This is a genomic window from Tenacibaculum larymnensis (genome assembly GCF_028829235.1).
GTDB classification, from domain to species: domain Bacteria; phylum Bacteroidota; class Bacteroidia; order Flavobacteriales; family Flavobacteriaceae; genus Polaribacter; species Polaribacter larymnensis.
Genome location: NZ_JAIWJY010000003.1, coordinates 78,532 through 93,345, shown reverse-complemented (window position 1 = coordinate 93,345; position 14,814 = coordinate 78,532). Strand labels below are relative to the sequence as shown.

Here is a 14,814-nt window from a genome sequence, read left to right as displayed (position 1 = left end):
TAGGCTATGTTATTAGAAAGCGAACGATTAATTATTAAAGAAGCTCTAGTTAGTGATGCCCCTTTTTATTTTCAATTATTTAACGATCCAGACTGGATTCAATTTATAGGTGATAAAAACTTAAAATCTATTGAAGAAACTCGCGTTTACTTAAAAGATATTTTATTCAAAAACTCGAAATTAGGTGGTTTGGGATTTTTTACTGTAATTCTAAAAGAAACCAATAAACCTATTGGAGCCTCAACTGCGCTACAAAGAGACAGGTTAGATTTTATTGATATTGGGTACGCTTTTTTACCTGAAGGAAGAGGTAAAGGATATGCTACAGAAGCCACAAAACTAATTATTGAATACGTCCGTACTAAATTCAAGCAAGAGAAAGTATTAGCTTTGACTATGCCTAAAAATGAAAAATCTCAAAAACTATTAAAAAATCTAGGTTTTGAGTTTATTGGAATGCAGCAAGTTTTTGAAAATGGAGAAGATTGTGTATTTGAGTATGTGTTTTAACTCAAATACAAATCAATTAATCCTTCTGGGGTTTCAACTTCTATAGTTTTATTATCCCTATCTACTTTTTTAATAAAATCGTCAATCATAGGAATAAAAACTTCTTTTCCCTCTCTATCAATTTCAAATAAAGGTTGCGCAGAAGAGTCATTAATACTTACTATATTCCCTACCTCTCCAAAAGAAGTATCAACAACCTTAAAACCTATTACTTCATGATAATAGAATTTATCTCCTGATAATTTAGGAAGTAAATCTAATGGTAAATAGACTTCAGAACGTAAAATAGCTTCAGCATCTGCTTCAGTATCAACATCCTCAAATTTCACTCTAAACATAGTTCCTTTACTTAGGGAAGATTTTTCAATAAAAAAAGGAATCAGATTATTGCCTAAATCGACAAAAACTGATTCCAAATTTTCGTAAAGATCGGGTTCATCAGTATCTAATTTGATAATTACCTCACCCTTAAAACTATGTTTTTTAACGATTTTGCCAAGATAAAAGCAATCTTCTTTTTGCATCATCGTACTACAGTTTTTATTCTTCGCTATCAGCACCTGATTCAGCAGCAGCATCCTCGCTATCTTCTACAGCAGGAGTTGCAGCAGCTATACGCGCTTCATTAACAGCTTTCTCAGCTTCTAAAGCTTTTGCTTTAGCTTCTGCTTCCGCTTTTGCTAAACCTTCTGTTTTACCAGCTACTTTAGCTGATTTTTCTTCTAACCAAGCATTAAATTTAGCTTCTGCTTGCTCTTCAGTTAAAGCTCCTTTCTTTACTCCTCCAGCTAAGTGATTCTTTAATAAAGCTCCTTTATAAGATAAGATTGCTCTAGCAGTATCAGTTGGTTGAGCACCATTTTGTAACCACTTTACAGCTCCGTCAACATCTAAATCGATAGTTGCAGGGTTAGTGTTAGGGTTGTAAGTTCCGATTTTCTCTAAGAAACGACCGTCTCTTTTAGCTCTGGAATCAGCAGCTACTACCCAATAAAATGGTTTTCCTTTTTTACCGTGTCTTTGTAATCTAATTTTTACAGGCATAATTTTAATTTTTAAGGTTCGCGACCTTGGTTATTAATAAATCTTATTATCTCGTAATAAGTGGGCGCAAAATTATAAAATATTTTTCAAATAACACCTAAAAAGATTTTTTATTAAAATAAAAAAGAGCCTGTTAAACAGGCTCTTAAGAAAAATAAATTGTGAGGTATATTATAATACTCTAACGCTAACTGCGTTTAATCCTTTTTTTCCTTCTTTAAGTTCAAACTCAACAGTATCACCTTCTCTAATCTCATCGATTAAACCTGATACGTGTACAAAATGTTCTGTGTTTGATCCTGACTCTGTAATAAATCCAAAACCTTTAGATTCATTGAAGAACTTTACTGTTCCTTCTTTCATTGTAAAAAATATTATATTAAAGTACAAATGTAATCTTATTAATTGATTATCAATCACTTTTTTTCATTTTTATTTTAAAATTAACCTACACTTAACATCTCTTTACTGATTACAATCAGCTATTCAAGCCTTTACATTAAGTAAAAACACTCGTTAATAACTTCTCTTAATAACAATGTAAATTCTTCGTATTTTTACACTTTGTTTTCATCCAAAACACTTCAATAAGTAATTTTTGCCCATGTATTTAATTTTCGATACCGAAACTACTGGATTACCTAAAAGCTGGAATGCTCCAATAACCGATACGGATAACTGGCCTAGAGCCATACAAATTGCATGGCAATTACATGATGAATTAGGGAATTTAATTGAACATAACGACTTCTTAATACAACCTGATGGATTCAATATTCCGTACGATGCAGAACGTATTCACGGGATTTCTACTGATTTAGCTATCGAACAAGGAATTCTGTTAAGTGAAGGGCTAGAACTATTCAACAACGCATTACAAAAAACGAAGTTTATTGTCGGTCAAAATGTTGGATTTGATGTCAATATTATGGGATGTGAGTTTCATCGTTTAGGAGTTGAAAACAATTTAACAGAATTACCTGTTTTGGATACTTGTACCGAACATACGGCACAACTATGTCAAATTCCTGGTGGTCGTGGAGGTAAATTTAAACTTCCAACCCTTACCGAATTACACAACCACCTTTTCGGAACTGGTTTTGGGGAAGCACACAATGCAACCGCTGACGTGGAAGCTACCACTCGATGTTTCCTAGAGTTAATTCGTTTACGCCAATACACAGAAGAGCAATTAGATGCTTCTTCAGATTATTTTCAGCGTTATACAGAAGCTAATCCAAATCCGATACAAGTAATTGGACTTAAACACTTAAACCTTAAAAAGGAAAGTGAAAAAATTCGCAAGAGAAAGTCTTCTGAAACTGATGAAGCGAATACAATTTCTACCGCTGAAGGATTAGCAGAACTTGAAGGCGTTAAATTTGCTCATTTACACAACCATACTCAATACTCAGTTTTACAATCTACCATTCAAATTGGTAATATTGTAAATGCTGCTGCCAAAGACAATATGTCTGCAGTTGCTATGACTGACACGGGTAACATGATGGCTGCTTTTCATTTCGTACAAGCAGTTATTGGACATAACAAAGCTGCTGAAGCAGCCAATAAAGAAGCTTTAGAAAAAGGAGAAGAACCTACTGAGAGTATTTTAAAGCCTATTGTAGGTTGTGAATTCAATGTTTGTGAAGACCACACCAATAAAAGTCAAAAAGACAATGGGTATCAAGTTGTGTTACTTGCTAAAAATAAAAAAGGATATCACAACCTAGCAAAAATGTCTTCCATTGCTTTTGTAGATGGCTTTTACTACGTTCCGAGAATTGATAAGAAAGTTATCGAACAATACAAAGAAGATGTTATTGTTTTAACAGGAAATTTATATGGTGAAGTTCCTAGTAAAATATTAAATGTTGGTGAAACTCAAGCTGAAGAAGCTCTGCTTTGGTGGAAAGAACAATTCGGAGATGATTTGTATATCGAATTAATGCGTCACGGACAAGAAGACGAAAGAGTTGTTAACGAAACTCTCTTAGAATTTTCAAAAAAGCACGACGTTAAAATTGTCGCTACTAACAATACTTTTTACTTAGGCAAAGAAGACGCCAATGCTCATGATATTTTATTATGCGTAAAAGATGGTGAAAAGCAAGCAACCCCTAAAGGAAGAGGTAGAGGTTATCGCTATGGATTACCTAATGACGAATATTATTTTAAATCTACCGAAGAGATGAAAAAGCTCTTCGCAGATTTACCAGAAGCCATTATTAACATTCAAGAAATCGTAGATAAAATAGAACCTTTTGGGTTAGCTCGTGATGTACTATTACCTGCCTTTGATATTCCAGAAGAGTTTAGAGATGAAAAAGATCTAGAAGATGGTGGAAAAAGAGGTGAAAATAATTTCTTACGTCACTTAACTTATGAAGGTGCCAAAAAACGTTATGGAGAAATCACCGACAAAATCCGAGAACGTTTAGATTTTGAGCTTGATGTAATTGCCAAAACAGGATATCCAGGATATTTCTTGATTGTAGAAGATTTTATTAGAGAAGCCCGTAATATGGATGTATCAGTAGGTCCAGGGCGTGGTTCTGCAGCTGGTTCAGTAGTTGCTTATTGCTTATGGATTACCAATATAGACCCTATTCAATATGATTTACTTTTTGAGCGTTTCTTAAATCCTGAACGTGTATCGATGCCCGATATTGATATTGACTTTGATGATGAAGGTCGAAGTCGTGTAATGGATTACGTAATTGAAAAATATGGTGCTAATCAAGTAGCACAAATTATTACCTATGGTACCATGGCAGCTAAATCATCTGTCCGTGATACCGCTCGTGTACTTGACTTACCTTTATTTGAAGCAGATAGAATTGCTAAGTTAATTCCTGGAATGAAGTTAAAAAAGATCTTTTCTCTAGATGAGAAAGGATTAAAAGAAAAACTTCGTTCTGAAGAAATTGAAATGGTTAATGAGCTAAAAGCTATTGCCAATGGTAATGGACTTGAAGCTGAAACCATTAACAAAGCTCGAATTTTAGAAGGTTCTGTTCGTAATACTGGAATTCATGCCTGTGGAGTAATTATTACTCCTGATGATATTACCAAATTCGTACCCGTATCAGTTGCGAAAGATTCTGATATGTATGTTACCCAATTTGATAACTCAGTAGTAGAAAGTGCTGGATTATTAAAAATGGATTTCCTTGGGTTAAAAACGTTAACCCTAATTAAGGATACCGTAAAAATTGTAAAAGCACGTCATGGTGTAGAGCTCGATCCTGAAAATTTCCCCATTGATGATGAAGAAACTTATGCACTTTTCCAGCGTGGTGAAACCGTAGGGATATTCCAATACGAATCTCCTGGAATGCAAAAATACATGCGTGAGTTAAAACCTACGGTTTTTGCTGACTTAATTGCAATGAACGCCTTGTATCGTCCAGGTCCTTTAGAATATATTCCTTCTTTTATTAGAAGAAAACATGGTGATGAAGAAATTCAATATGACCTTCCTGCCATGGAGGAATACTTAGCCGAAACCTATGGAATTACAGTATATCAGGAGCAAGTAATGTTACTTTCGCAAAAGTTAGCTGATTTTACCAAAGGTGAAGCCGATGTACTTCGTAAAGCAATGGGTAAAAAGCAAGCTGCAGTGCTTGCTAAAATGAAACCTAAGTTTGTAAATCAAGCTAAGGATAATGGTCATGATGAAAAAGCACTAGAAAAGATTTGGAAAGACTGGGAGGCTTTCGCATCCTATGCCTTTAACAAATCTCACTCTACTTGCTATGCTTGGATTGCCTATCAAACTGCTTATTTAAAAGCTCACTACCCTGCCGAATACATGGCGGCAGTACTTTCTAACAACATGAACGATATTAAAACGGTTTCGTTTTTTATGGAAGAATGTAAACGAATGGGGTTAGAAGTATTAGGTCCAGATGTAAATGAATCGTATGCTAAATTCTCTGTAAATAAAGATGGCGCCGTTCGTTTTGGTATGGCGGCTATTAAAGGAGTAGGTGGTTCTGCTGTTAAGGCAATTATTGATGAACGTAAAGAAAATGGACATTTTTCTTCAATTTTTGATGTGGCGAAACGTGTTGATTTACGTGTTGCTAACAAAAAAGCTTTTGAAGGTTTAGTATTAGCTGGTGGATTTGATTCCTTTAACAATACTCACAGAGCTCAGTATTATGTAAAGGATGAGAAAGGGCAAACTTTTCTAGAAAAAGCTATCCGCTTTGGTAACAAGTTTCAAGAAAATCAGAATTCATCTCAGGTATCTTTATTTGGAGAAGCTTCGGATGTTGATTTACCTGAACCTTTAATTCCAGAATGTGAAACTTGGGGAACTATGGAATTGTTAGCTCGCGAAAAGGAAGTAGTGGGAATGTATATTTCTGCACATCCTCTTGATGATTTTAAAAACGAACTAAAGTTTTGCAACGCTTCACTTGCACATTTTAAAAACATTGCTCAATATGAAGGCTTAGGACTTTCTTTTGCTGGAATTGTCACTGATGTACAGCATCGAGTTTCAAAAGCAGGTAAAGGGTGGGCTGCATTTACTATGGAAGACTATAATGATAGTTTTGAGTTCAGAATTTTTGGTGAAGATTACTTAAAATTTAAACACTTTTTAGTTCCTAATTCATTCTTATTTATCAAAACTACTATCAAACCTGGTTGGACTAATAAAGAAGGTGTAAAAGGTGATCCTAGGGTTGGTTTTAATGAGTTTTTATTATTGCATGATATTATGGATAAAATGTGTAAAAAACTTACCATAAAAATTCCGTTAAAAGAAGTAAAAGATAACACCATAAAAGAATTACAACACTTATTTGCCACTAACAAAGGCTCACAAAGTTTATATTTTACCATTTGGGATGCAGAAGAAAAAATAGAATTAAGCTTACCGAGTAGAACGACTAAGATTAAAGTATCTAGTGAATTTTTAAAGGCTTTAGACGAACAGTTTATTAATTACAAGTTGAATTAAAATGCTGCCTAGTTATCAAAATAGTATCGATCTATTAACAAATGTAGCCAATCAAGAGTTATATAAACAGCTCGTAGTTCAACTTAACAAAGATTTTAGTTTAACTGGAATTGATTTAACTTTTTCTGAAAATAACACTCCTTTAGAGTTAAAAGAAGAACTCCAGAAATCAATTAAAGAACTTGTTTTACATGACTTTAGTTCGTATACCAACCTTTTATATCGTATTGATGTTTCTGAAAAAGACTCACAAATTACTGAATCTAACGATATTGATAAATATACCGAAAATGTTACATTCTTAATTCTAAAAAGAATCTGGAAAAAGGTCTGGTTTAAAAATCAGTTTTCCGAATAAAAACTTTAAGCTATTACTTCTTCAATAATAGTATTTAAGTTATGGCTCTCTTCAAAGTCTCCCAACCAATTTACTGTTTCTTCATGATCTAAAAAGCTATTTAATGCCTCTCGCACAGTGATTCTATTTTGTTGTGGTAAACCTTCAATTACTTCTGTTAAATTACTTAATAAGTGTTTTGGAGAAGTATTTTCTTCATATAGTTTAAATGCTATTTTACCTGTTATATCTAAAAACTTTATATAATTTGCTTTCGTTGTTATGGGTGTATTTATTCCTAATCTTTCAAAAACTTCTTTTACTACTCCTGAAGTTTGCCTTCCCCATATACCATCAACCAAAATTTCTTCTTTATAAATATGTTTTAAGACTAATTGTAAATACAATGTTTCCGATTTAGATGTTTCATTATAATCAACAGGAACACTTGTATCAACATGCCAATGATCTTTATGGTTTGGGTAGTAATAATTTAATACAATACCAAAGTGTTTTCTTAAAAAAGATTCCATGCCTAAATACAACTCTTTTTGATGAATAAAATTGGTTGTAACTAGAGTTTCATCACTCCAAAAAACAGCATCCAAATCAAATGCTTTTCCATGACCATGCTGTCCTGGTTTGTCTACAAAAATTCCTGCTGTTGTAATTACTTCAGGAACTCCTAAAGGACAATGTTCAAAAACTTCTTGAAGTGCTTTTTCTAAAATACTTAAAAAACCTTCATCAACTGAAAAATTGCGCTGTTCTCCCCTAGTTCCGTATGGATGATTTGTTAACCTAGCATAATGTAAGGGGATACCATTTATTTGATTGATTGTTTTCATTACTGCTCTTTTTAAAGTTTAATATTAATTGTTTTTCCTTCTTTTGTATACTCTCTTTTTACTCCTTCTAACAAGTATTGTCTTAAAATTTTATTCTCTTTACCCCCAATAGTCTTTAAACACGCATATTGAATTACATTCACGATGTTAGCTCCTGTAAGATTGAATTTTTTCGCCAATTCTTCAACAGTAATTAATTCTTCAACCTCAACCTTATTAGGTAAATTATTTTTCCATAAAGCTAACCTCTCATCATAGTTTGGTGTTTCAAATTCTATAATATTATTAAAGCGACGTGTAAATGCTGTATCAATATTATTCTTAAAATTAGACGCTAAAATTATAAGACCTGGATGTGCTTCTATACGTTGTAATAAATATGACACCTCTTGGTTCGCATATTTATCGTGTGCATCGCGAACGTTTGTTCGTTTTCCGAAAATAGAATCGGCTTCATCAAAAAATAAAATCCAATCTTTATTAATAGATTTATCAAAGAGCTTAGAAAGGTTTTTCTCTGTTTCTCCTATATATTTTGATACAACCATAGATAAATCCACTCGATACACATCCTTCCCTGTATACTTTCCTAGCAGGCCAGCTGTTAATGTCTTTCCTGTTCCTGGGAGCCCACAAAATAACACACGATATCCTGGTTTAATTTTTGAAGCCATACCCCAGTCGTTCATTAATACTTCTTTATAGGCTAGCCAGTTTTCTATCTCTTTAATATCGTTTAATGTTTTTTCTTGTAGCACTAAATCTTCCCATTCTAGGTCTGTAGTAATTAAACTTGCTGGAAAATCTTGACTTAATTGCGGTTTTAATTCTTTACCTGTTAAAAATAAATGCACGTATTCTTGAGCAAGAATTATTTTTCCACTCATTTGTGGTTCTCCATAAGGCATTTTTTCTATTTCTATGATAGAGTTTTTGATTAGTTTACTCTCACATAGTATAAAGCTTATTAGTTTCTTTCGTTCTTCAATATCATTACCCGCCAAAATATATAAAGCCGTCTCAACCGTTGGTATAATACCTCTATGATTTTTCCCTTTTACACCTCCAAACTCAGGAAGTTCTCCTCCATTGGGTAAGAAATCAGAAATAATGGTACTGAAAAAATTTGGTGAAATATTGGGTGTAATTGTCAAAAACAATACTACTTTGTCTACATAATTCAATTCATTCTCTCTAACAAAAGAAGCTAAACAAGAATTATTATTCTCAAAACTCAGATCTAGTTTTAAAAAATCATTTCCATGGAATTCCGAAGACAATCTAGCATAAATTAATTCTCTTAAAAAAGAAACGGCTTCCTGCAAACCTGTTTTTGTATCTATTTTATTTACTAATGTGTCCATACTTGCAATAATTTATGTTACAAAACTTACATGCTTCCGATAAATTTTTTTATATCTATATCTGGAAAACAAATTTTGATATTTTTTAGCAAACTTTTTATCTCAGGGTTTTCTTTAGAATATTGATTGATAAAGAGGTTTTGCCATCCTGATATCCCCCCACATTCATATAACTTATTTATGAATTGATTGAAAGTAAGATTGATTTTTATGGGCTCTAAGTCTTTTATAAAATAAAGTAGCACCTCATCATTCTCTATTTTAAATACAGTGTGTCCAGATTCTTCGAAGATGAAAGGGTAAAAAGAACCGTATTTTTTTTCGTGAGAATCATCTAAACCTAGGTAAGTTGCATAACTGTTTTTCCATTTTTTTAATTCTCCATGGTTCACACCTCCAAAAATTTTCTCAATTCCAATAACTTTAAAATTTGCGAAAGAGCTATCGAAATTCCAGTTTATCTCTAAACCATTAATGTTATATGCCCAATTTACGAATGAACTAGGAAGTTTATTTTGAATGCTCATTTCAGCTTTCCTAACCTCTACATTTGAGCATCCAAAATTTTCTTTTCTCTTTTTAATTTGAGAATTTTCTGGTAAATTTAATTTTATTGATTTTATTTTAGAAAAAGTAAAATCCCTGTTAATAAATTTAGTGTGGAAATAATCTAAAGATTTAACTTCTAATTTATCTGCTATTATTTCCACAAAACCATCGTAACTATATTTCTTAAAATGATTATACGTGTTTTCCGAAATATAATTTTGCCAGTGATATAAACCTCCTGACATAATACCAATTTCAAGATATTTTATAATAGAGATTCCTAATTCAATTTCACTGTGATATATATCTACTCTGATAAGAGTGTATGCGTTTTCTTCTACCTTGATAAAAGTAACATAACCATTGATTGCATCTACATCAAGTGGGATGTATCCTTTTTTAATAAATATTGAAAATGATTTTAAATCTGTTTTAGAAGTATTTATAAAATATTTTTTTAATGACTCTAAATCTGGAATAAACATTCTTCCTGTGCACAATATATCTAGATCCGAAAACCATGTTATAAATAACCCGTTATATGCTAGATAAAACTGAACAAGTTCATCAGGTAAATTATATTCTTTAGATAATGCAATTACTTTTTTTTCTCCTAATGGCTCTCTCTTCTTTATATTAAATATAATTGCATTTTTTATGAATGTTTTTTCTAGTGTTTTTATTTTATCAATTAAATTTATCATCTATTAGTTTTAATAAAATGTTATTTATGAAGGTTTACAACGCTTTATTTTATTGGTTTAAAATTTCAAAGCATTTGCATTTACCATTACTGGGATAATGTCTCTGAATGATTCTAATTTATCAATAGTTTGTTGTCGTCTTCTTTTTGATGATGTAGAAGGGTCTATTTCTAAATCCATTTGCCCTCTAAAATTTACAGAGTTCCCAAAAGATTTCCCTCTAATAAATTCTAATATAGTTGGAGATAGTAAGTTGTCAAAACTTACTGAAGTTACCGAATCTACTCTAAACTTATCTCTTACAGATAAATTATTATAAGCCCTTGTATATTCACTCTTTGTTGCTGCTCCAATTGTTGGTGGACTTACCAAATTCCAATCAGGAAGATCTATCCCTAAATTATCATCGACAAATTTATCTCCTAGTGTCCAGCTATTAGCCCCCTTGTTATAACTGTATTCCCATGCTTCAAATTTTATATTATCCGCATAATTATCTTTCTTAACTCTACCATCATCAGCAAATTGATCAACTCCTCTTCCTTCTTTTGGTGCTTGTTGATTGGTTGGAAACTCTCCTGAATAGTAGGTGACTGTTGCTTTTATTTTTACAACTCCTTGAGCTGATTCATCGTTTGGTCTGCTACCAACTCGTTCTTTTACTGGTCCATCAAATTTTTCATATTCACTATTATCACTTTGTGTGCCAGGTGTTAAATTTTCTGGAACACCAAAACCTCCAAATCCTTGATTAATAAGATGTAAACGCTTCCAGTGACCTCCTCCTGTAGTTAAACCTTGTTGAATAGCTTGCCAACCTGCAACGTAAGAACCTCCTGGAGGAGTACCTCCAGACCTATTAGCAGACAACATATCAGCTTCGGCTATATATGCCATATTATTTTGAGGAGTATAGTTATAAACTGGATTTCTGGGTAAGAATCTTCTAAAGTCTGATCTAATTTCAGACATCATTTCACTTAGCTCTCTCATTTTACTATTTAAATTAGTAACAAGCCCTTCAGTGTCTGCAGCATTATTTGCCATTGTCTTAATTTCTGTAGCAAGTCTTCTAGCATCTTGCACTAATCTATCGGACTGATCGACTTCGTCAGAATTTAAATACTTAAAAATATCCTTTGGAGTACTATGTATCATTAAATCTACAGCCTCTCCTTCTACAGCAAACTTAAGAGTATGATTATCTCCATCAGTTTCAGTAAATGGAACTGCTATCTGTGATAAATTTTCAAGATTATTCTCATCTGTTGCTTCTTCAACCTCAGTTTCTTTCTTAAGATTTCCTCCTTCAGTTTGGTCACGCCCTCCCGTATCAATTAAATAATCCCATGTATTTTGTCCATCTATAACTTGAGCTTCTGAAATTACATCATGACTATTTTTAATAGTATTTAAAACTTCTTCTGCCTCGGCTCTAGATATCTTACCTTCTTCATCTGCTGCTCTTCTAGAATTCCTTTGTAATTCTTCTTTTGCAGCATCAATTAAACGTTGTCTTTCAGCCTCACTCATTAACGGTATTTGTAATAAATGTCTTCCATTATTTTCTTCTCCATGTTCTACATAAATAGCTACTCTTTCAGCTTCTTCGTTTCTGGTTTGAATTTTACGAATTCCATACCTACGCTTTACTAAGCTAATTTTATCTTCCACAACCCCAATAGTAGCTTTCGGATTTGCATTTTCCATTTGAGACAACTCATCTAAAGCACGCATATATTTTTGCTCTTCTGAAAGATTGCTTAAATCTTCTTCTCTTCTCCCTGGTGGTAACCCTTCTGCTTCTCCTGTAATTTCTGGATTCTCATTTTGATTTCCATTAACATTTTCTCCTTGCCACTCTCCATCAGGACTGGACTCGCTATCTCCCATAGTTCTAGGAGGAGGGTCTGCCATCACATCAGCTGTAAACTTATCTGGGTCAAACTCTACAGGAGACATGGTTAATTCTGGTGGCTCTTCTCCTCCTACTAGCCAATCTACATCTGCACCTATTCCTAAACTATCTCCAATTGGGTATTGTACTTCTCCTAACGGAAACTCTTCTCTTCCATCCGGTGCTGGTGACCACCACGGACTGTCTAATTCATAAAATAGCGCTCCTGATAGTTGCAAAAACAACTGAGCAGCTGCTTCAAAGTGTCCTTTTAATCTTGATTCTCCAATTTTTCCTCCTTCTGGTGAGTGTTCTTCTTTATACTCAAAAGTTGGTGTTGCTTCCGCATAGGCTCTTAACCCTGCAACTGCAGTAACATTAACTCCTGCTTTTACATCATGCCCTATTAAAGTAACACCTACTCCTGCTTCGGCTTCTAACCCTAGTACAGCAAAAGCATTAATTCCTAAAGTTCCTGTAATACTAAAATTCTGTAAAACTGATGGGTCTGTAGAATAGGTTCCTGTAAAACCTACATCTTTTAAAACCAAAGGCCCAAAACCTGCGTTGGCAAACATCCCAATACTTGCGAATAAGAATACTTGCCCTACCAATGGAATACCATATCCCGCTCGTATTTCTACTTCAAAAATATTCACCTTTTTCCCTCGTTGCTCCATCAACTCAACATCTTCTGTTACAACGACCTCACCAACAATAGTTACATGACCTAGGTGATCAATTCCTATTTTAGCTGCCCCCTCTAACCAAGGTGTAATGGTAGCCTGTACTTCTCCCCAACCTGCCAATACTTGGTTATCTTTTGTTTTTGGAACGGGTGCTTGTTCTTGAGCAGGAGCTTCAGCTTCTTGATCCATACTTTCTACCCCTAATGCAGCATGCATCATTTGACGAGAACGTGTTGCATCAGTAACTAATAAGGTTATTTCACCAGAGAATTTTTCTGAATTCATTCTACCTGTACCCTGAATAGTCACTGCTCCATCATCGTACTCAACGGTTAACGATGCACTTATATTAGCAATATCAGCAGCAATATTTGCTTGTCCACTTAACTTTCCATCTGCTCCTCTTGCTACATTAAATTCTCCAGAAGCTAAACCAGCAATATCTACTGTAGAATTAAGCTCAAAACTTAAATTAGAATCTGTAATTCCTAAACTACCTGTAGCTTCTATATAGCCATCTATATTTGCTGATAGACTATTAGCTCTAAAATTTAACCCTCCGTTTTCAAACCTATTTTCTAAGCCTTCTGCAACTTCAATAGGACTCAAACCTAAGAAGCTCATTGCCTCAAGGTTTTCATTTATTTTATGAATAATTCCTAGTGCATCTCTAGTAAAAACGTCCTCTCCTGTTCGAATACTTAAAAAACCTGTAGTATTTTGTTCTTCTCCAAAACTATTTAATACTAATACAGGAAATACACCAGCATCTCTCAACGGATTTAAAAATGACATTCCACGGACATCTAAATGTTTATTTCCTCCATTTCTTGAAAGCTCAAATTTTTGAGTTTGCCCTTCTGCTGGTCTTCCTAATTTTCGAATTTTAATTGTTCCTTCGAATTGCGCCCCTATTTTAACATTTACATCAAAGTTAGTTGTTCTTGATTCTTGCTCGATATAAGCTAACCAATCATCAGATAATTGCAATCCGTTTGTGATATCTACTGCTTCGGTTGGAGCTACTAAAGTCACAGTACCTGTTTCTCCTTCTGATTTTTGAACGTTATTAGAAGCTGGTGACGCTCCTTGTTGTACAGTGTGGGTTAACTCATGTGCTAATAAATGTTTTCCTGACTCTGATGTTGGATTGTATTTTCCTTCGTTAAAATAAATATCATTCCCATTGGTAAATGCTTGAGATCCTAGCTCTTTATTCATTTGTACAGCATTGCTATCGTTATGAACACGCACGCCACTAAAATCAGCTCCAAAACCTGATTCCATTTCATTTTTAGTGCCACTTGGTAATGAGTTTCCTCCACCTTTTGAACTACTGAGATTGCTTTCTAATGAAGAATTGTCATCGCCTCCTGACATTTGTAACTGTTGAATTTCTTCCTCCTCTTTTTCCTGAATTTCTTCCTCTTCTTTTTCTTGAATATCTTCTTCTGCTTGTTGCTGAATTACCTCTCCAGCAAATGGTGACTCTGTTGTTTCTTTTTTTGTTTGAACTTCCTCTTCAGTAGATTTTTGCACATCTTCCTCTTCTTTTTGTTGTAATTCTTCTTCTTGCTTTTGAAGATTATCATCTGATTTTAATTGAACTACAGGGCTTATGGAATCAACTAACGGTTTTTGCTGAATTTCTTGCTTTTGAATCTCTTCTTCATTTTTCTTTTGAACTGTTGGTGCGAAAAAAGAGTTTGGAGTTTCTTTTCCCTTGGCTACTATTTGGTCAGCAGCTTTATCTGCCTCGACCTCATATTTATCACCTGGTTTCCCAACATTTAATTTAGGTTGAATAAAGCTTCCTCCTCCATTTGATTTTGAAGAAGTTGGTTTTGTGGTATGTTGAGTTTTTGGTGAAAACATAGATTATTAGCTCTTAAAA

Annotated in this window: 10 protein-coding genes; 3 read left to right on the top strand and 7 right to left on the bottom strand. The window is 33.6% G+C overall.

Annotated features, from left to right (window positions below; translation table 11 throughout):
- Positions 1-6 precede the first annotated feature (6 nt).
- A complete protein-coding gene (locus LCI24_RS05325; RefSeq protein WP_274639488.1) occupies positions 7-510 on the top strand; it encodes a GNAT family N-acetyltransferase in 504 nt (167 codons plus the stop codon).
- Here LCI24_RS05325 and rimM read toward each other — a convergent pair.
- The 3 genes from rimM to LCI24_RS05310 all read right to left on the bottom strand — a co-directional run bounded on the left by rimM (position 507) and on the right by LCI24_RS05310 (position 1,917).
- Complete coding sequence (rimM, locus tag LCI24_RS05320) at positions 507-1,034, bottom strand: ribosome maturation factor RimM (protein ID WP_274639715.1); 528 nt, start codon at positions 1,032-1,034, stop codon at positions 507-509. The two genes, LCI24_RS05325 and rimM, sit on opposite strands and share 4 nt — an antisense overlap.
- Before the next feature lie 16 nt (positions 1,035-1,050).
- The gene (locus LCI24_RS05315; protein ID WP_274639487.1) at positions 1,051-1,554 is read right to left on the bottom strand and encodes a 30S ribosomal protein S16; all 504 of its coding nucleotides are present in this window, start codon (positions 1,552-1,554) and stop codon (positions 1,051-1,053) included.
- A 171-nt stretch (positions 1,555-1,725) separates the two neighbouring features.
- The gene (locus tag LCI24_RS05310; protein WP_028891302.1) at positions 1,726-1,917 is read right to left on the bottom strand and encodes a cold-shock protein; all 192 of its coding nucleotides are present in this window, start codon (positions 1,915-1,917) and stop codon (positions 1,726-1,728) included.
- A gap of 241 nt (positions 1,918-2,158) precedes the next feature.
- Between LCI24_RS05310 and dnaE the strand changes: the two genes are divergently transcribed.
- On the top strand, positions 2,159-6,532 hold the full coding sequence (dnaE, locus tag LCI24_RS05305; RefSeq protein WP_274639486.1) for a DNA polymerase III subunit alpha: 4,374 nt from the start codon (positions 2,159-2,161) through the stop codon (positions 6,530-6,532).
- Position 6,533: 1 nt separating this feature from the next.
- On the top strand, positions 6,534-6,890 hold the full coding sequence (locus LCI24_RS05300; protein WP_274639485.1) for a hypothetical protein: 357 nt from the start codon (positions 6,534-6,536) through the stop codon (positions 6,888-6,890).
- A 5-nt stretch (positions 6,891-6,895) separates the two neighbouring features.
- On the opposite strand, the gene LCI24_RS05295 is transcribed toward LCI24_RS05300, so the two are convergent.
- Genes LCI24_RS05295 through LCI24_RS05280 form a run of 4 tightly spaced genes read right to left on the bottom strand, consistent with a single transcriptional unit; the run spans position 6,896 to position 14,795 of the window.
- Entirely contained in the window at positions 6,896-7,717 is an 822-nt protein-coding gene (locus LCI24_RS05295) for a hypothetical protein (RefSeq protein ID WP_274639484.1), read from the bottom strand.
- 11 nt (positions 7,718-7,728) lie between these two features.
- The gene (locus LCI24_RS05290; protein WP_274639483.1) at positions 7,729-9,081 is read right to left on the bottom strand and encodes an ATP-binding protein; all 1,353 of its coding nucleotides are present in this window, start codon (positions 9,079-9,081) and stop codon (positions 7,729-7,731) included.
- A gap of 26 nt (positions 9,082-9,107) precedes the next feature.
- Positions 9,108-10,334 carry a hypothetical protein gene (locus LCI24_RS05285; protein WP_274639482.1) on the bottom strand — a complete coding sequence of 409 codons (1,227 nt, stop codon included), beginning with the start codon at positions 10,332-10,334 and terminating at the stop codon, positions 9,108-9,110.
- 57 nt (positions 10,335-10,391) lie between these two features.
- On the bottom strand, positions 10,392-14,795 hold the full coding sequence (locus LCI24_RS05280) for an eCIS core domain-containing protein (protein ID WP_274639481.1): 4,404 nt from the start codon (positions 14,793-14,795) through the stop codon (positions 10,392-10,394).
- Positions 14,796-14,814 lie beyond the last annotated feature (19 nt).